Source organism: Bacillus sp. 205(2023) (assembly GCF_037027485.1).
Classification (GTDB): Bacteria; Bacillota; Bacilli; order Bacillales; family Bacillaceae; genus Bacillus; species Bacillus halotolerans.
Window position 1 is genome coordinate 703,624 of the sequence record NZ_JAXCHF010000001.1, and the last position, 18,616, is coordinate 722,239.

Consider the following 18,616-nt stretch of genomic DNA (forward strand, 5'->3'; position numbering starts at 1 on the left):
TTACAACTATATTACGAGAAACTGGAATTTGGAAGGGAATTTATATTAACATATCCTTAAATCTTATTAAGAAAAACCTTTTAAAAAACACCCGCTTGGATCAGCGGGTGTTTCTTATGGAACAAGATTCTTCGGCAAATTCAGACTCGACTTAATCATTTTGTCGGAATATAAAACGTAAACGTCGTTCCTTTGTCCATCCGGCTGTGCACCGTAATGGTACCGTTGTGAGCTTCCACAATATTTTTAACAATAGCGAGTCCCAGTCCGGTTCCTGCTCTGCCTCTTGTCCGTGCTTTATCCGCTTTATAGAACCGCTCAAAAATAAATGGCAGATCCTCTTCCGGTATGCCGGAGCCGGAATCTTTGACGTCTATTTTTATTCCATCCTTAACCGTATGAACGGAGATGGAGACACTGCCGCCTGATTGAGTATGACGCAGCGCGTTATCAATTAAATTGGTAAACACCTGCTCCATCTTATCTTCATCAAACATAAATTCCTCTTCAGTGAGAGAAATGTCCTGATGCAAAGAAATATTTTTTTCTTTGGCAACGCCGGAAAATTTGCGCATGATCTTTTCTATAAATTCATTAAGATTGATTTGTTCATAATGCAATCCAGTATGCCCTGATTCCATTCGCGCTAAATCAAGCAAATCGTTGACAAGGCGGCCCATTCGCAGCGACTCGTCATATATAATTTGAGCAATCTCTTTTCGGTCTTCTTCGGAACTCGCAATATCATCGACAATGGCTTCACTATACCCTTGAAGCATGGAGATCGGCGTTCTTAATTCATGGCTGACATTTGCGATAAAGTCTTCGCGCAATTTATCAAGGCGGCGTTCTTCGGTCATATCTCGAAGAACGGCAACCGCGCCTCTGACATGCGATTCCGCATACAGCGGCGACATCAGCAGCACCCATGATCTGCCCTGCAGCGTCATTTCAATCATTTGTTCTTTTTCTGTGCTGACAGCATTTTGGAACAGTTCTTTTGCTTCTGGCGGAAGATTGTCGCCTTCTTTAATATTCATATTCTGCTCATAATACCAAGCCTGCAGAAAACGTTCGGCCGGCGGGTTTGTCACGAGAATCGTGCCGTCGATATTGATAGTAATCACTCCGTCAGCCATACTGCTTAATATGTTTGAAAGCTGTTCTTTTTCTTGGTTGAGCGCATTGATATGAAAGTTAAGCTGCCGTCCCATTTGATTAAAGGCGGTTGCCAGCTCACCGATTTCATCCTGGGTTAAAATCGGGATTTTCGTGTCAAACTTGCCCTTTGCTAAATCCTGTGCGCCCTCTCTCATTTTTCGAAGCGGATACGTGACCCTGCTTGATAAAAAGAAAGCAAAAAATGTGGTCAGCACAATCGCAATGCCTGCGGCAAGGAATATATAACGGGTCGTGTGTTTTGTTGTGTCTTTGACGGCAAGCAGAGACTGAGATAAAAAGACCATGCCTTTTTTTCCGTCTTTTTCATACGGAACACCCACAATCAGGCGTTCATTATCCGTGTCTCTGCCGCTCAGGCCCGTACGTTTACTGACTTTTTTATGGTTGTCCAGAGCATGATGTAAATCCTTGTCCCGCTGTATTTGCTCAAGCGTGATAGATGAGAGCCGATTTTTATCGTTCGGCGAATACCAGTATTTTTTCTCATCCTGTATGATCGCAATGCTTGTTAAGTTATCAGCGAGCTCCCAGGTGATCGACCTTGCCAGCGCCTGATCCTCGTGTTTTTCTAAGATGACTGCGACTTTATTTGCAAGCTGGGTTAAATCATTTTCGGCTTCTTCCACATGATAATTTTCGATAAACTCGAGTAAAAGCACCGTTAAAATAAATAATACGATCAGGACAAGAGAAAGGATCGTAGCCCACAGCTTGCCTACTACGCTTTTCCAAAATTTCATTCAGCGCCTACCTCGAATTTATAACCGACGCCCCATACGGTGACGATTTTTTTGGCAGCTCCCGGTGATACTTTATTGAGCTTTTCCCGGAGACGTTTGACGTGTGTGTCTACTGTACGCAGATCGCCGAAAAATTCATACTGCCACACTTCCTTGAGAAGCTTTTCCCGATCATACACTTTGTCAGGCGTTTTCGCTAAGAAGTAAAGGAGCTCATACTCTTTCGGTGTTAAGCTCACTTCAGTTCCGTCAGCAGTTACCCGATGGGCATCATGATCGATTGACAGATGAGAAAACACCAATACGTTTTTCGTCGGCGTATTCGCATTGAAATAAGAGTTTTGAGAGGCTCTTCTCAGAAGCGCTTTTACCCGCAGCACAACTTCTCTCGGACTAAACGGTTTGACAATGTAATCATCTGTTCCCGATTCAAACCCCTGCACCCGGTTTGCTTCTTCTCCTTTTGCTGTCAGCATGATAATTGGTGTAGCTTTTTTTTCGCGAATTTGGCGGCAGACCTCAATTCCGTCTGTGCCAGGCATCATTAGGTCAAGCAAAATTAAGTCATAATTGGTTTCGAGGCCTTTGGCAATGGCTTCATCACCATTTTCCGCTTCTTCAATCACATAATTTTCACGTTCAAGATACATTTTTAAAAGGCGGCGAATTCTGGCTTCGTCATCAACTACTAATATTTTGGTTTCATTGGTTTGGTCCATCGTTTTCCCCCTGCTTTCCTTCTGTTACTTTCATTTTATCAAATCGTGAGAAAGTTTGAGAACTGTATCGCTTTGTTCTGGACTATGCATAAGAATGAAGTCCGGCAAGCACAAGATTTACAAATATTAAATTGAACATAATGATGGCAAAACCGATTACGGCCAGCCATGCTGATTTCTCACCGTGCCACCCTCTTGACAGCCTTAAATGCAAATAAGCGGCGTAAAACAAAAACGTGATCAGCGCCCATACTTCCTTCGGGTCCCAGCCCCAAAACCTCGTCCAAGCGAGCTGAGCCCAAATCATTGCAAAGATCAGCGCGCCGAGTGTAAAAATCGGAAAACCGATGGAAACGGCTCTGTAGCCAACCTCATCCACCAGATCAAGATTCACGTTTTTCACCAGAGGATGTAAACAGGCACTGATTCTTTTTCTGACGATCAGGCGAAGCGCTCCGTACAATAGGAGTCCAGCTCCAAACGACCAAATCACTGTGTTTACCTTTCTGCCTGAGAAAAGGGCCGGAAGCTCTGCAATGGGCTGCATTTTCCCCTCGGTGATAAGCTCACCCTCATGCGGACCTACAAGTGCGGGCATTTCATAGACCATCACGCTTTTTTCCTTATTCTTATCCACCCAGTTAAACTCAGCTTCATAGCCGGCAAAACGAAACACAGATGTTATCACAATAAAGGCAACTGCCGTCACCATAATAAACATGATAGCTTCAAGCCAAAAGGTTTTTTTACTTGGTTTTGTCTGGTCAACATGCTTCAAAAGAAAAATGACACCTGCGACAAAACTGATGGCGAGTATAGCTTGCCCCAGCGCAGCCGTGGTTACGTGGATATACAGCCAATTGCTCTGCAATGACGGAATTAAAGGCGAAATGTCCGTCGGAAACATGCTGGCGTATGCAATCAGCAATAAAGCGATCGATAATGTAAACAGACCTAATGAAGGCAATTGATAGATAAAATAAAGGATAATAAACGCAAGCACAAGCATCATACCAAAGGCCGTTGTAAATTCAAACATGTTGCTGACAGGCGCATGGCCGCTGGCAGCCCACCTTGTAATAAAATAGCCCAGGTGGCAGAGAAAACCGATAATCGAAAGGGTAATCCCGATCGTCGCCCACCGGTTTGCCCTGTCTTTTTTATTTTTCCTTCCGCGTATGGCCCCGCCGAAAATCGGGACCGCGATTAAATACACGAGAAAGGCCGCATAAAGAAAATTTCCGCTCAGCTCTGCCATGACACCACTCCCTTTTCGCCTATTTCTGTGTTTTCATTAATTCTTTTTGGTCTGCTGGTTCAGTCAGCCCCGTATCGGCTAAAACAAATTCTAAATCCCGCTTCAGTCCGTACCAGTTTTTATTGGTATGGCCGGCAACCATGACTGCACCTTCCTGTGTATGCAGCCAGATTCTGCGGTGCTGCCAGTACATTCCTTGAATGACGCCAATCATAAAAATGGCTCCGCCGATGGCAAGCACCCAAAGCGTCAGATCTTTTCTGACTGTCAAACCGGTTATGTTTTTCGTTTCGACATGGTCAAATTTTAACTTGTACTTATTGCTGCCCGACCCTTCAATTGTTTCTTGAATGGCAACAAAGCTTTTTTCGCCTTTTGGCTTATCTGGCGTTATGATATTAAAGACAAACGCCGGATTGTTAGGGATTTTTGTTTTTGTGCTCGGCTCTCCGTCCTGATTAAAATAGAAGTCAGGAAGGTAGCTGGCGACCTCGACTTTGTAACCGTTGCCAAGATCATAAACCGAATCTGGATCCAATAGGTTGATCTTTAAGCTCCCAAAGGATTTTTTTGATTTTTTGTCAATCAGCTGAAACACCATCTGATCGAGCTGATTCTCTTTATAATCCACCTGATAAACAGAAAACGAATCAAAGCGCAGCGGCTGGTTGACACGAATATCTTCTTCTTTTACTTTTTTCAGCTTCGGCTTCTCTCCGTAGACAATTTTGCCTTCCCGTTTATAGAGAACCGCGTCTGTTTGAAAGTTTTTCGCGACCTTTCCGCTTCCGACTCTGTCAATGGCATCAGCGAACACCTTTTTTTCTGTCTCGCTGTTATAAGTCTCTACGCTGAATTGATTGTTTTTCAAATAATATCTTCCGTCTGTGCCTGGAATTGCCGCAGTTTCGCCTTCTCTGACCCAGAGCGTTTCATCGACGTACATGCCCGGCACAAATCTCAGCATTGCGCCAATCAGGAAAATGATTAGTCCTATGTGATTGACATACGGACCCCAGCGGGAAAAACGCCCTTTTTCCGCCAGAATGCTGCCCTCTTGTTCTCGTATTCTATAACGCTTTTTCTTTAAGAGCGTCACAATCTTTTCTTTTTCTTCAAGGTTGAGCTCGGTCTCCGTTTCACTGAACAGCCGCTGCCTTTTTAAGAAAACAGGGCTTCTCCTGACCCCCTGATTTTTCAATGCTCTGTACAGGGGGATCACGCGGTCAAGGCTGCAGATGACAAGAGAAATGCCGATAGAGGCAATCAGCAGCAAATACCACCAAGATCCATATAAATGATGGAACCCAAGTAAATAATAAAGCTGGCCGAACGTGCCGTATTGTTCTTTATAATATGTATCAGCCTGAGCGCCGGGGGGCAAATAGGCTTCTTGAGGAAAAATAGTCCCGAATGCTGATGCTGCAAGGGTTATGACGATAAGCCATATTCCGACCTTAACCGAAGAAAAGAAGTTCCATATTTTATCAATGAACGTTTTGTTATAGGTTTGTGAACGTCTCGCACTTCCATCGTATCTCATATCAGCAAGCGGGGGCTGCGTTTCCTGAAGCGCCCTGCCGCACGATTCACATAAAACGGTTCCGACCGGGTTAATATGTCCGCATTCACATTTTACCTGCTTCATCCCGAAGCCGCTCCGGGTTTTATCAGATTCATATAGTCATGGATCATGCTTTCTGTCATAGTGCCGGTCACCACCTTGACAACTTTTCCTTCCGGATTGATTAAAAAGGTTGTCGGAAGCGGAGATACGCCATAGGCATCAAGCACCTGACGATCTGTATCCAGAACAACCGGAAAATTCACTCCGTAGGATTTCATAAAATTATGTACTGCTATCTTTGACTCCCCAACATTTACCGCGACAATTTCAACGCCCTGGTCTTTAAAATATTTGTATTGGTTCGCCATATAAGGAAATTCTTTTTTGCACGGCTCACACCAAGTGCCCCAGAAATTCAAAAAAACACCTTTTCCTTTTAAGTCACTCAGCTCAATACGTTCCCCATTCGTATCTTCAAGGACAAAATTCGGTGCCTCGGACCCTTCGGATATGCTCTCTTTGTCGGCAAATACAGCACTGTATATTGTATAGGCCAGCGCGCAGATTAAAACGAGAAGGATGCCGGTCCGAATGAATAAACGCCTTTTTTTCTTCATTGTCCACTGCCCCCTTCCCCTATTGCAGATCCATTCAATTATATCATTTCACAATCATTTCACATTTCTAACTTTTTGAAGGTTATGTGAAACTTAGAAAGCGTTTTTACCGTGTTCCGCTAGCGCTCTGAGCCTTTTGACTTCATGCGGCGTAAGCTCTCTTGCGTCTCCCGTATTTAAGCCTCTGAGATTTAAAAATGCGTATTCTTCCCGCTTCAGCTTGATTACTTCATGTCCGATTGCTTCAAACATGCGGCGCACTTGCCTGTTCCGTCCTTCATGGATGGTCAGCTGTATAATGCTTGTTTGTTTTTTCTTATCCAATGAAAGCAGCTTCGCTTTGGCAGGAGCTGTTTTGCCTTCCTCCAGCATAATGCCGCGCTCCAGCTTTCTGATCAGCTCTTTAGACGGTATGCCTTTTACCTTTGCTACATATGTTTTGTTTATTTCATATTTAGGGTGCATTAGCTTGTTGGCAAACTCGCCGTCATTGGTTAAAAGCAAAAGACCGCTTGTATCGTAATCCAGACGTCCGACCGGATAGATGCGCTGCGGCACTTCTCTAAAAAAGTCCGTCACGACTTTGCGCCCTTTGTCATCGTCCGCTGCGGAGATCACGCCTCTTGGTTTATATAGCAGAAAATAAACAGGCTCTTCACGTTCGACCTTCAAGCCGTTTACTTCAATCTGATCAGAACCGGTGACTTTAACACCAAGCTCTGTTATTACTTTGCCGTTCACCTTTACTTTTCCTTCTTTAATCAGCTCTTCTGCCTTTCTGCGCGATGCAACTCCGGCGTGAGCAATTACTTTTTGCAGTCTTTCCATGTCTTTCACCTCAAGTATTATCTTACTTTTTTCAACCTGAACAAACAAGCTTTTTCAGATTTCGCATGCTTTATCTAAAAAAACGCCATTTTCAGGCGCTCCCAAATAATAACGTAACGATGATGATAGATGCAACTACACCGATTAAATCAGCAAGAAGTCCCACCTTTAACGCATCACCCATTTTTTTAATGCCAACAGCTCCGAAATACACCGTCAGCACATAAAGTGTTGTATCCGTTGATCCCTGCATCACCGATGCCAGCCTGCCAATAAAGGAGTCCGGTCCATACACTGCAATTAAATCAGTGGTCATACCCAGAGCAGCCGTACCGGAGATCGGACGAATCAGCGCAAGCGGAACCACCTCAGCCGGTATGCCGATGGCGGAAAAGGCCGGCTTTAATAGATCCATAAAAAAGTCAAGCGCCCCCGATGATCTGAAAACAGTAATCGCAACTAGCATCCCGACTAAGTAGGGGATAATCGAAAATGCGATCTCAATTCCTTCTTTTCCGCCTTCAACAAAGGATTCATATGTCGGCACCTTTTTGATTGTCCCATAAAGAAGAATGCCGGCAATAATAATAGGGATCATGGCTAAAGACAGCCAGTTGATAATTTCCATCGGCTTACCTCCCCTTCTTTTTACGGCGGTAATAAAAATACCGGTCAATAATAATGGCGCCGATTCCAGAAATAAGTGTCGCCAAAATGCTCGGTCCGACGATATCTGTCGGCGTTTTGGAGGAATAGGCCATTCGCACGGCAATAACCGTTGTCGGGATGAGAGTAATGCACGAAGTATTAACAGCTAAAAAAGTGATCATGGAACGGCTCGCTTCCGAACGGTTTCCATTCAGCTTTTTCATTTGCTCCATTGCTTTAATGCCAAGAGGTGTGGCCGCGTTCCCGAGGCCGAAGAAGTTCGCCATGAGATTTGATAAAATGTAGCCCATTGCGGGATGATCCGGCGGTATGTCAGGGAACAGCTTAGAAATAAAAGGCCTGCACATACGGCTGAAAATATCCAGCAGTCCTGACTGTTCAGCTATTTTCATTAAACCCAGCCAAAAAACAAGCACGCTCATAAGTCCAAATGAGATTGTGACAGCTTCTTTGGCTCCTTTAAACACCGCCTCATTTACATCCTGCAGCGTTCCATTGCACATCGCAAATACTAGCCCGATCACAGTTAAGCTGACCCAGATTATATTGACCATTTTGCCCCGCCAGCCGCATTCAGAAAAATGGATTGAAACGTTTCAAAAAACTTTTTTTTCGGTTTTTGATTTCGTTCGTTTTCGTAATAGATCGGCACATTTGCGATGGTTTCATCGTTGAACATGACTTTCATGTGTCCTACAATATCCGGAATTTTTGAGACATCCTTTTCCCAGGCTTTTTTCGGTTTGAGCAGGGTAGTGTTGATTTTGACATCTTCTTTTTCTTCTTCGGTAAGCAAATAGGTGATGTCCCGTTTGATGAAAGCTTTAGACTCATAAAATGTACCTTTAAGCTTCGGAATATCTCCTTTTTTTGCGATTAAATATGTTTGATAATGATCAAATACATAGTTAAACATATTCATATGATCATCCCAATCGTCGGGGTCATTAATGGTAACGGCTATCAGATTAACGCCGTCCTTTGAAGCGGTTGAAACGAGTGTGCGTTTTGCAAGCTTGGTATAGCCTGTTTTCCCCCCTGTGCTGTATGGATACAGCATCGTCAGCAATTTATTTTTGTTTTTCCATACACTTTCCATTGTTTCTGCTTTGTATATTTTTGTGCCGGAGATGGTTTGATAGTCTTTGAGCTTCATGGCGTATTTCGTTAAAACAGCCATGTCATAAGCTGTTGAGTAGTGATTTTCATGGTCGTCCAATCCGTGCGGGTTTTGAAAACGGGTATTCTCCATACCGATTTGTTCTGCTTTTTGGTTCATCATATAGACAAATCCATCGAGGCTTCCCCCGACATACTCAGCAATCGCAACAGCAGCATCGTTCCCGGATCTCAGCATCAGGCCATACACAAGATCCTTTAATTTCACTTTTTGCCCTTCGGTTAAATAAATGGCCGAACCCTCTGTTCTGACCGCATTTGCAGAAACAGTCACGGTTTCTTCCATTTTTCCGGATTCAATGGCGAGAACAGCGGTCATGATCTTTGTAATACTGGCAATCCGCCTTTTTTCATGCTCGTCCTTGGCAAATAACACTCTTCCTGATGTGCCGTCAATGACAATGGCGCTCTTCGCACTGACATTTATAGCTGCATGTGCTGTGTTCACATTTACATTTGCAAATAGAAAAGAAATGATGACGATTAATACAGCTTTTTTAAAAATGCGCATGTTTGTTCACGTCCTTGTGGTGGTTTGTACAAGTTTATGCGCATGTCCATCAGTTATGAATAACAATTGTGTCTTGGCCTGCAAACATAAAAAAACTCTCCCGTAAAGGGAGAGTAAGTGTTATCTGATGGATGCCATGCTAGATCCGGACGCTTCGTAATGAGCCAGTTCTTCCCTCATCTTCAGAAACGCTGCGCTCAGCGGCAATAATAATTGCTCCAGAGACTGCGGAACAGCATGGTAGAACTCAATTGCGCTGACTCCGGTATATGACGCCCGGCTGTTTTCACACCAGGTGTCTTTCTTTGGCATAAAGAACTCTTCAATGCATTGATGATACACATTGTAAAGTGTTTTTTCCGCTCTGGTTTCCTGAAATGGCTCTTGCATAAGGAGACGGCGGCATGCTTCAGCGCCTCCTTCACAAAATACTGTCATTCTTCTCAGCGTGCTCAGCACATCACAGCAGTATGCCTCTTCAACAGGCAATTCAGCCTGCATAGACGCCAGTGTGGTTTGATTTAAATAATCATTAACGGTATTGACAACCATTGATAAGAATTCGCCTGTTTTTTGAGTCTGCACTCGCACAATCGAATGTCCCATTTCGTTTGGTATCTTCCCCTCATGTCTTTGTCTCTCACATTTTGCTTCTTTCATGATAGCTACTTCTTCCTTATATCTTATGTTGATGAAAAAGCGCGATTCATTAAATCTCTATTTTATGTCTTCAAAGGTTTGGTTAAAGTTTTCAAAGAATAAATCCGCTTCTTCTTGAAGAACGTCATCTTCCGCATTTTCAGGCAGCGGCGGAAGCTCGTCCAGCGTTTTTAAGCCGAATTGCTCAAGAAAAGTCGGCGTCGTGCCGTATAAAATGGCCCGTCCCGGACCGTCAGCGCGTCCGACTTCACACAGCAGCGCCTTGGCGACAAGGCTGTGTAAAATTCTTTCTGATTTTACGCCTCTGATATCTTCAATTTCCGCTCTCGTAATCGGCTGTTTATATGAAACAATCGCCAGCACCTCCAAAGATGCCTGGGAAAGGCCTTTCGACGGTACTTCGATCAGTTTTTTCAAGTACGGCGCAAAGTCCTTTTTGGTGGAAAGCATGTACGTATCTGCATATTCAATAAGTTCAATGCCTCTTGTATCATGACGGTAATCGTCTGCCACATCCGCCATAATGGTGTTCAGTTCAGGCTCTTCTATTTCAAGCACTGTTAACAGCTGTTTTTTGGTCAGTCCTTCATCGCCTGCCGCATATAGAAGGGCTTCCACTATAGCTTTCCAATTCACGATATCAAGCCCCATGAATGGATTCACTCCCCATAATGTAAATATCTGAAAAATTTTGCTCCTGCTCAATCAAAATCAGCTGATTTTTCATCAGTTCTAGAACCGCCAGGAAGGTGACAACCAAATGTTCTTTTTGCTCATATGAAAAAAGATCCATAAAGTTGATTCTTTTCCCTTTTGATTTCAGGCTGTGCACGATTTCATTCATTCTGTCTTCAATTGGTATTTCCTGTCTAGTAATTGTTGTTTCCATCGGCCTTGTTATTTTTTTTCGCTTCAGCACTTTTTGAAAAGCGCCAATCATATCGTAGACTGTGACTGACAGCTTTTGCTCCGACTGTTTCACTTCTTTTGCATATTCACTCAAGTCACTCGGCGGTTTCGTGAATGATTTTTGTCTTTCTTCTTCCCGTTCCTTTAATTCCTTCGCCGCGTCTTTATATTTTCTATACTCAATCAGCTTTTCAATCAGTTCCTCCCGCGGGTCTTCTTCCTCAAGCAATTCATCCTCAAACAGCTCTTCCTCTTGCTTCGGGAGCAGCATTCTGCTTTTAATACTGAGCAGCGTAGCAGCCATCACCAAATACTCGCTGGCGATATCAAGCTCAAGCACACGCATCGTATGTACATATAATAAATATTGTTCAGTAATCTTCGCCACAGGTATATCATATATGTCAATTTCAAGACGATTGATTAAATGAAGCAGCAGGTCCAATGGGCCTTCAAACGTATCAATTTTTACTTGATATTCTTCCATCATCTCACCATTTTCAAGTATCACTCTCATTGCCGGATAAACTGGCTACCCTTTAGTATAAGCCACCAAAAAGCTCTCGTCCAATACTATTTCATTTCCTGCATTTCAAGAGATTTGTGCTGAATATTCAAATAACAAGATATCCGCCTACACAAAAAAGGGCAGGTGTACATAGGATGCTCGCGTAGACCACAACAAAGGAGGCTGAATGTTCATGGGAGAAAAGTGCTTCAGCGGCGGTTTCGCTTTAATTGTCGTTTTGTTTATTCTGCTGATTATCGTAGGTGCCGCTTGGATTTGCTAGAACTAAAAATGAGCAGGTCCAATGCGCTGTTTTTTCCTTTTATCTGTCCTGTGTTACACTAAAGGCGGATTAAAAGGAGGAAGCATCTTGTACCCGAAAGCTTATATTGATTATCTCGTTGAATTTCACGCAACACGGGATTATTTTGAATGCCATGAAATACTAGAAGAATATTGGAAGGAAGATCCTCCGAACAAACGAAAAATACTTTGGGTCGGCTTTATCCAGCTTGCTGTTGCTTTGTATCATCACAGAAGACAGAATACAGCCGGGGCCAAAAGATTGCTGGCAAACAGCATACGGATTCTTCAAGCGAAAAAACAAGCGGTGGAAGATTTGGGGCTTGATCATACCCGTTTACTGGAGCTTATGCAGTCGGTTTACGAACAAATTGAACTGGGATCTTCCTATAAAAGCATCATGCTGCCAATTAAAGATGAGAAGCTGAAGGAAGCATGCCGCATTGAATGCAAGCGAAAAGCTTACACGTGGGGACAGCCCAGCACACTCACTGATAGATTTCTAATTCATAAACATTGTTTGCGGGATCGGACTGATGTCATCCGCGAACGCGAGAAAGAAATTGAACGAAGAAAAAAAAGCAGAGGCTGATAACAGCCTCTGCTTAATTATTGTATGAAATGTCTTGATCCTGCTGACCTTGACAGCGTTCGAAAAAGCTCTGCGTTAATTCATTCGGAACCAGTACCTGCGTTTTGAATAAATGCTTTAAAGCATCCATCATCTGTTTTCCGATTCCTTGATGGCGATGAGAAGGATTCACACTGATATGCCGGATTTCAACCTCGGAATCCTTTTTTTCAACTCCGATTGCTCCGACGATATCCTCGTCCTCTTTCCAAAGAAAGAGCTGGCGGTCTGTATCCGTTTCGTAGTCCTTAATTGTCTGCTGAAGCTGCTTAAGATCTTTTTCATTTGGCATAAATGAAAGAAGTCCCATCGCAATCTTTTCAAACGATTTTTTATAACGAATTAACATAAAAACCCCTCTATATCCTAATGTCCAGTTCTATCAAACGGATAAGTGTAGGTGATCCGTTTTCTCACATTATATCATTTTCGCCATATTTTTAAACTGTTTTCAGCAAATTATTCAAATGAACGGTTTAAATTTGCCATTTCTATGGCAGAAACAGCACAATCTACGCCCTTATTGCCTGCTTTTGTTCCAGCCCGTTCAATGGCCTGCTCAATGTTTTCCGTAGTGACAATTCCAAAGATCACAGGTACGCCTGTTGTGTTCCCTGCTTGCGCGATGCCTTTTGCTGCTTCGTTGCAGACGTAATCGTAATGAGTTGTCGCGCCTCTGATGACAGTGCCGAGTGTAATAACGGCGTCATATTTTTTTGTTTCAGCCATTTTTTTAGCAGCGAAAGGAATTTCAAATGCGCCCGGAACCCAAGCCACATCAATATCGTTTGTATCCACGCCGTGTCTGAGCAAAGCATCTTCTGCCCCGCTCAGCAGCTTGCTTGTAATAAAATCATTAAATCTTCCTACTACGATTCCGATTTTAAGACCTGTACCAACTAAATTTCCTTGTATGATATTCATATGATTTCCATCCTTTTTTGTGATTTTTGTTATTAGAAATGAAGTAAATGACCTAGTTTGTTCATCTTAGTTTGCAAATATTTTTTGTTGTGCTCTTTGGCTTCCATTTGAAGCGGCACTCTTTCTGTAATGCTGAGACCATACCCTTCAAGTCCGGCAATTTTCCGCGGATTATTCGTCAAGAGCTTCATATTCCGCACGCCGAGATCGCGTAAAATTTGAGCACCAATGCCGTAATTGCGCAAATCAGGCAAAAAGCCGAGCGCTTCATTAGCTTCTACGGTGTCATACCCTTCTTCCTGAAGCTTATAAGCTTTTAACTTATTGATCAGACCGATGCCCCGGCCTTCTTGGCGGAGATACAAAAGCACTCCCCGGCCTTCTGCGGCAATTTGCGTCAGCGCGGCGTGAAGCTGCGGTCCGCAGTCACAGCGATGAGACCCAAACACATCACCTGTGAGACACTCTGAATGAACCCGGACCAATACTGGTTCTTCATTAAACGGCACATCTCCCATCACAAATGCGACATGCTCTTTTCCATCGATCTCATTCGTGTATCCGTACACCTTAAATGTGCCAAAATCAGTAGGCAAGGTAATATCGACTTCCCGCTCTACAAGTGTTGTCAAGTTGTAGCGGTACTCAATTAAATCCTTAATGGTGATCAGTTTTAATTGATGCTTTTTCGCAATTTCAATGAGCTCAGGTACCCTTGCCATCGTTCCGTCTTCATTCATAATTTCACAAATGACGCCAGCTCCCTGAGAACCGCAGGCTTCAGCAAGATCAACTGCCGCTTCTGTATGGCCCGCTCTTTTCAGGACACCCCCCTTTTTCGCAATCAGCGGAAAAATGTGCCCTGGACGCTGAAAATCTGCCGGCACTGAATCGCTGTCCAGCAAAGCTTTGACAGTAAATGATCTTTCCTGTGCGCTGATTCCCGTTTTTGTCTTACGGTGGTCAATGCTTACTGTAAAAGCAGTGTGGTGGGAATCTGTATTGTGCTCAACCATAGGATGAAGATCGAGCCTGTCAGCGATTTCCTCACTGAGAGGCGTGCAAATCAGCCCTCTTCCGTGCGTCGCCATAAAGTTAATCACTTCAGGAGTCGCATGCTCTGCAAGAGCCACAAAGTCTCCTTCGTTTTCTCTGTCTTCATCATCCACAACAATGATGACTTCGCCTTTTTTTAAAGCGTCTAATGCCTCTTCTATCGGATGAAACATGCAAATCTTCCTCTCTAAAAGCCGTTTTCGCTTAAGAAGGCTTTTGTTATGGTTTGTTGGTTCTTATTTTCATTGGCTTTATGCAAAAATCGATACATATATTTTCCGATCATATCGCATTCGATATTCACTTTAGAGCCGATTGTTTTTTCTGAAAAAATCGTTTCGCTGATGGTGTGAGGGATTAAAGAAATCGTCACGGTATCATCTGTCAGCCCGAAGATGGTTAAACTCACGCCGTCCACGGTAATAGATCCCTTTAAAACCAACGTTTTTGTTAATGACGAATCCATTTTCAAATCATAGTAAACTGCGTTGCTTTTTTCTTCAATACGCGTGATTTCTGCGGTTCCGTCGACATGGCCTGAAACGAAATGGCCTCCAAAACGCCCGTTTGCCGCCATGGCTCTTTCCAGGTTCACTTTGCTGCCTTTTGATAAATCGTTCAGCGACGTTGCTTTGACTGTTTCAGGCATGACATCAACTGTGAAGTGACTTTTCGTGAAATCAGTAACAGTCAGACAAATGCCATTTACTGCAATGCTGTCGCCTAAATGAACATCCTCTAATATTTTTGAGCATTTAATTGTTAAGGCCATAGAGGGGCCTGCTTTTTTCATGGATTCGATTGTGCCTGTTTCTTCTATAATTCCTGTAAACATGGTCACCATCCTACTCGTTTTTCGGTTTTGCCGTCAGTCTGATATCACGGCCAATTTGGGTTATATCTGTGAATTGTAATAAGGGGACATCTTTCATTGATTGAAAACCTTCACCGGAGATTAAGCTGGGAGCAAGCGTTCCTCCGATTAATTTAGGGGCAAAATAGTAGATGATCTCTTGAAAACAGCCTGCTTTGACGAAGCTTCCGTGAACAGATGATCCGCCTTCCACATACACCGACATGATGCCTTCTTCCGCAAGGATTTTCAGTACATCGGAAATTGGTATACGATCTGTTTCCAGAGTAAATATTTTCACGCCAAAAGCGGAAAACCGTTTTTTCTTCTCCTCATCAGCACGTGTTGTTGTAAAAATCCAAGTCGGCGCTGCCTGATCGCAAATCACATTCGCGTCATCGGGAATCGAAAGTTCGGTATCAAGTATCACCCTGACCGGCTGTTTTGAAACATTCGGGAGCCTGCAGGTTAAGCTTGGATTGTCAGCTTTCACAGTGCCTGCTCCGACCAAAATGCTTTGATGTGATTTCCTGTATTGCTGAGCATCCTGTCTTGCAGCTTCTGATGTGATCCATTTGCTGTCACCTGTACTGGTCGCTGTTTTTCCGTCTAGGCTTGCGGCAGCTTTTAATGTGACGTAAGGGAGGCCTGTCCTCATGAAATGCAGAAATTTTTCATTCAGCTGTTCCGCCTGATCTGCCAGAATGCCTTCCTTTACTTCGATGCCGGCTTCTTCTATCATGCTGATTCCCCGTCCGGCCACAAGCGGGTTAGGATCTCTCATTGCGACAAATACTCTCTTTATCCCGGACTTGATAATCAGTTCGGCACAAGGCGGTGTTTTTCCGTAATGGCTGCATGGTTCAAGGGTGACATAAATATCAGCGCCTTTCGCATGTGCGCCTGCCATATGAATAGCATGGACTTCCGCGTGAGCTTCACCGTATTTTAAATGGGCGCCCATCCCGACAATCTGTCCGTCCTTCACCACAACAGCGCCTACGAGCGGATTCGATTCGGTCTGTCCTTCACCCTGCTTCGCAAGATCCAACGCCAGTTTCATATAATACTCTTCCATCTGTTTTCCCCTCCCTTCTTTATTCATTTACCGTCAAAAAAGCCCCGAATTTAAGAAAAATTCGGGGCTTTAGGTATTTTACGCAATAGGAAATAACACTATGCATGTTGATACATTTTGCATAGCGGTTCTTCATCCTTCTCCCATCCAGACTTTCACTGTCGGCTTCAGCTTAAACTGAATCCACCGCGTACATATGTGCACACGGGTCACGGGCTCTAAAGCGCATGTCGCTTTACTACCGCCGGTCGGGATTTCCACCCTGCCCCGAAGGATACAATCTTTATTCATTTGTCCTTAATGGCTATTATAGCGATCCTTTCTTAAGTACGCAATGAAATAAACTTACAATTTGAGAAATCAAAAAAACACCCATCGTTCCGAAAGGTGTTTTTTCACTTAATCATTTACTTTTGCGACCTTGATTAAACCGTCGATCCGCTTTGATTTGCTGAAGTACGCCTTAATCTTATCGCCTTCTTTTATATCAGACAAATCTTGATTTAACTTTTTTCCGTTGAAGATGATCTTCGTGCCGTTTTCTGCTTCTCCATGATATTCTGTGCCGTCAATTTTTGTCACTTGATATTCCTCGATTGTATACTCTTCTTCTTCGGAGGACAAGGTTTGTCCAATCGCTGTCGGAACGTCTTTCAGTTCAACATCATTTATGTACATATACCCCCCTGCAAGTAAAACCAATAGCACTAACAGAATGGTAATCTTGGTTTTTATTCTTCCCATTTTAAAAAACCTCCAGCCAATATGAATCTATTCATTCATATGAGTTATTCCTTTTTTTCATGAATAAAAAACCGCAAATTCTCGTAAATTATTAATATAACGATGCATAACGGGAATATGTTTCGCATTTCTGCAAAAATTTCTTTTCTATATATATACGAATTTATGTTCTGGTTTTAGGGGATGCATGAGAAAAAGAATAAAAAAGCAGCTCCTTTTCAGGAAACTGCTTATACCTAGTTGGTTTTACGAATGTCGTTAAATGGGAAGAAAACAAACTTTGACGTACCCGCAATTTGTTTTTTCGTAAAGAGTCCAAGCCCGTTTCGGCTGTCCATTGAGTATCGGCGGTTATCACCCATCACAAAATATTTGTTATCAGGCACTTTGATCGGGCCGAAATCATCAGTTAGATGGTCATATCCATCTTCTTTTGCTTGCTTTTTATTTGCCTTCAAATAAGGCTCAGCCACTTTTTTTCCATTGATATAAAGCTGGTCGTTTTTCATTTCGACTGTGTCTCCCGGCAAGCCGATCAGCCGCTTGACATAGTGGACATCATCCCCATTTAGCACGATGATATCCCCTCTCTTAAACTCGCCTATGTACTTAACTGTCATATTGACAAATACCCTTTCATGGTCATGAAGGGTAGGCTCCATGGACTCACCGTCAACGACATACGGCGCAAAAATAAAATTGCGGATGAGTAATGCCAGAACAACTGCGATAATAATCGCTTTGGCCCATTCAAATATTGATTTTTTCTTAGAAACGGTTTCCGCTTTCAACTGAGTTCCTCCAATAAACAACGGTCTTCAATTTATGTTATCACGAATCGATAAGAAATCCCATTAGGACCATTGAAGAAAATTTTCACATCTATTTATTCTTCTGCCAGAATCAATTTGTTCCCATTTCCTAATGAAATCGGGAGAAGAATCAATCAGCCTCCAAAGAACAAATCCAATATATTGCCGGCAGCTGAAGTTTCTTTATTATAAAACTCCGAATATCCGCATTTCTTACAGTAGACGACGAGAAAACGGTTATGCTGCACATCAAACAACTTTGACAATCCGGTTCCAGTTGTGGCAATTTCTTTTTGGCCAGCTTCAGTGCTTCCGCATTTTATACAGCCCTTGTTGTTCATCAAACGCAGCCCCTTTTCAAAAAAATGACATTGATATGATTTCATTTTACTACAAATGCCGTTTGGGATGAAGCATGTCAACTTTAAAATTTGTTTAATTTTTCCCTGATGGGTGTATATGACTGTAAGGAATGCTCCACCCATACAAACGCGGACTAGCTTTACAACCTCATTTTGTTTTTTACTGGTTCGTTTAAGCTATTTCATACGGTCTCTAATATGAATAAAGAGAAGAGGAGATAGGGATGATTTTCCCATTACGATGAATCATATTGAAGGGAACAGTGTAGGCAGTGCATTTTCTATAAGCCCGCTGAACGTATCAAAATCAGTGTTTTGTTACCGTCGGATTGAATACAATTGTGATTGAACACTTATGATTTGAAACATAGCTATAGGATTTAACTCAAATCTTTCTATGCCTCCTCGTTCTACCTTAAAAACGTCTGTTTGTTAACTGCCGCAGCCAGATCAGGCTGTGAGCGAAAAGAAAAAGCTCCCTCATATCGGGGAGCTTTCTGCCTGCC

Annotated in this window: 22 protein-coding genes and 1 riboswitch; of the genes, 2 read left to right on the forward strand and 20 right to left on the reverse strand. The window is 43.0% G+C overall.

The window, feature by feature from the left end; all coding sequences use genetic code 11:
• Positions 1-155: 155 nt before the first annotated feature.
• From resE to scpA, 12 genes are all read right to left on the reverse strand, one after another.
• Positions 156-1,922 carry a sensor histidine kinase ResE gene (gene resE / locus WA325_RS03310; RefSeq protein ID WP_105954924.1) on the reverse strand — a complete coding sequence of 589 codons (1,767 nt, stop codon included), beginning with the start codon at positions 1,920-1,922 and terminating at the stop codon, positions 156-158.
• On the reverse strand, positions 1,919-2,641 hold the full coding sequence (gene resD, locus WA325_RS03315; RefSeq protein ID WP_010334777.1) for a DNA-binding response regulator ResD: 723 nt from the start codon (positions 2,639-2,641) through the stop codon (positions 1,919-1,921). The genes resE and resD overlap by 4 nt, the downstream gene beginning before the upstream one ends.
• An 82-nt stretch (positions 2,642-2,723) precedes the next feature.
• Positions 2,724-3,899 (reverse strand): c-type cytochrome biogenesis protein CcsB, encoded by a 1,176-nt coding sequence (gene ccsB, locus WA325_RS03320; RefSeq protein ID WP_101860350.1) that lies wholly within the window; start codon positions 3,897-3,899, stop codon positions 2,724-2,726.
• 19 nt (positions 3,900-3,918) lie between these two features.
• A complete protein-coding gene (gene resB / locus WA325_RS03325) occupies positions 3,919-5,547 on the reverse strand; it encodes a cytochrome c biogenesis protein ResB (RefSeq protein ID WP_336183198.1) in 1,629 nt (542 codons plus the stop codon).
• Entirely contained in the window at positions 5,544-6,083 is a 540-nt protein-coding gene (gene resA, locus WA325_RS03330; protein WP_105954920.1) for a thiol-disulfide oxidoreductase ResA, read from the reverse strand. The genes resB and resA overlap by 4 nt, the downstream gene beginning before the upstream one ends.
• Before the next feature lie 93 nt (positions 6,084-6,176).
• The gene (gene rluB / locus WA325_RS03335) at positions 6,177-6,911 is read right to left on the reverse strand and encodes a 23S rRNA pseudouridine(2605) synthase RluB (RefSeq protein ID WP_024121903.1); all 735 of its coding nucleotides are present in this window, start codon (positions 6,909-6,911) and stop codon (positions 6,177-6,179) included.
• A gap of 91 nt (positions 6,912-7,002) precedes the next feature.
• The gene (spmB, locus tag WA325_RS03340) at positions 7,003-7,539 is read right to left on the reverse strand and encodes a spore maturation protein SpmB (protein WP_010334782.1); all 537 of its coding nucleotides are present in this window, start codon (positions 7,537-7,539) and stop codon (positions 7,003-7,005) included.
• Between the two features lie 4 nt (positions 7,540-7,543).
• Positions 7,544-8,134 (reverse strand): spore maturation protein SpmA, encoded by a 591-nt coding sequence (spmA, locus tag WA325_RS03345; RefSeq protein ID WP_024121904.1) that lies wholly within the window; start codon positions 8,132-8,134, stop codon positions 7,544-7,546.
• The gene (locus WA325_RS03350; protein WP_322008648.1) at positions 8,122-9,270 is read right to left on the reverse strand and encodes a D-alanyl-D-alanine carboxypeptidase family protein; all 1,149 of its coding nucleotides are present in this window, start codon (positions 9,268-9,270) and stop codon (positions 8,122-8,124) included. The genes spmA and WA325_RS03350 overlap by 13 nt, the downstream gene beginning before the upstream one ends.
• A 120-nt stretch (positions 9,271-9,390) precedes the next feature.
• Entirely contained in the window at positions 9,391-9,930 is a 540-nt protein-coding gene (locus WA325_RS03355) for a YpuI family protein (protein WP_038954213.1), read from the reverse strand.
• Positions 9,931-9,987: 57 nt separating this feature from the next.
• Positions 9,988-10,581 (reverse strand): SMC-Scp complex subunit ScpB, encoded by a 594-nt coding sequence (scpB, locus tag WA325_RS03360; protein ID WP_044154877.1) that lies wholly within the window; start codon positions 10,579-10,581, stop codon positions 9,988-9,990.
• The gene (gene scpA, locus WA325_RS03365; protein ID WP_024121908.1) at positions 10,571-11,326 is read right to left on the reverse strand and encodes a segregation/condensation protein A; all 756 of its coding nucleotides are present in this window, start codon (positions 11,324-11,326) and stop codon (positions 10,571-10,573) included. The genes scpB and scpA overlap by 11 nt, the downstream gene beginning before the upstream one ends.
• Positions 11,327-11,540: 214 nt before the next feature.
• Between scpA and WA325_RS03370 the strand changes: the two genes are divergently transcribed.
• Both WA325_RS03370 and WA325_RS03375 read left to right on the forward strand, forming a co-directional pair.
• Positions 11,541-11,630: a YjcZ family sporulation protein gene (locus WA325_RS03370; RefSeq protein ID WP_024121909.1), complete on the forward strand. Its 90-nt coding sequence runs from the start codon at positions 11,541-11,543 to the stop codon at positions 11,628-11,630.
• A gap of 87 nt (positions 11,631-11,717) precedes the next feature.
• Positions 11,718-12,242 (forward strand): DUF309 domain-containing protein, encoded by a 525-nt coding sequence (locus WA325_RS03375; RefSeq protein WP_105954918.1) that lies wholly within the window; start codon positions 11,718-11,720, stop codon positions 12,240-12,242.
• Between the two features lie 13 nt (positions 12,243-12,255).
• On the opposite strand, the gene ribT is transcribed toward WA325_RS03375, so the two are convergent.
• The 8 genes from ribT to WA325_RS03415 form a co-directional block, all read right to left on the reverse strand.
• Positions 12,256-12,630, reverse strand: coding sequence for a GNAT family N-acetyltransferase RibT (gene ribT, locus WA325_RS03380; RefSeq protein WP_003223910.1), 375 nt, complete (start codon positions 12,628-12,630; stop codon positions 12,256-12,258).
• Between the two features lie 110 nt (positions 12,631-12,740).
• A complete protein-coding gene (ribH, locus tag WA325_RS03385; RefSeq protein ID WP_105954917.1) occupies positions 12,741-13,205 on the reverse strand; it encodes a 6,7-dimethyl-8-ribityllumazine synthase in 465 nt (154 codons plus the stop codon).
• 32 nt (positions 13,206-13,237) lie between these two features.
• A complete protein-coding gene (locus WA325_RS03390) occupies positions 13,238-14,434 on the reverse strand; it encodes a bifunctional 3,4-dihydroxy-2-butanone-4-phosphate synthase/GTP cyclohydrolase II (protein WP_105954916.1) in 1,197 nt (398 codons plus the stop codon).
• A gap of 14 nt (positions 14,435-14,448) precedes the next feature.
• A complete protein-coding gene (gene ribE / locus WA325_RS03395; protein ID WP_024121913.1) occupies positions 14,449-15,096 on the reverse strand; it encodes a riboflavin synthase subunit alpha in 648 nt (215 codons plus the stop codon).
• 10 nt (positions 15,097-15,106) lie between these two features.
• Positions 15,107-16,192 (reverse strand): bifunctional diaminohydroxyphosphoribosylaminopyrimidine deaminase/5-amino-6-(5-phosphoribosylamino)uracil reductase RibD, encoded by a 1,086-nt coding sequence (gene ribD / locus WA325_RS03400; RefSeq protein WP_105954915.1) that lies wholly within the window; start codon positions 16,190-16,192, stop codon positions 15,107-15,109.
• Between the two features lie 131 nt (positions 16,193-16,323).
• A riboswitch (FMN riboswitch) is annotated at positions 16,324-16,471 on the reverse strand.
• 120 nt (positions 16,472-16,591) lie between these two features.
• The gene (locus WA325_RS03405) at positions 16,592-16,936 is read right to left on the reverse strand and encodes a hypothetical protein (RefSeq protein WP_024121915.1); all 345 of its coding nucleotides are present in this window, start codon (positions 16,934-16,936) and stop codon (positions 16,592-16,594) included.
• 236 nt (positions 16,937-17,172) lie between these two features.
• Positions 17,173-17,727, reverse strand: a complete 555-nt coding sequence (gene sipS, locus WA325_RS03410; protein WP_103671741.1) for a signal peptidase I sipS — start codon at positions 17,725-17,727, stop codon at positions 17,173-17,175.
• Between the two features lie 155 nt (positions 17,728-17,882).
• Positions 17,883-18,089 (reverse strand): zinc ribbon domain-containing protein, encoded by a 207-nt coding sequence (locus WA325_RS03415; RefSeq protein ID WP_322008645.1) that lies wholly within the window; start codon positions 18,087-18,089, stop codon positions 17,883-17,885.
• Between the last annotated feature and the right edge of the window lie 527 nt (positions 18,090-18,616).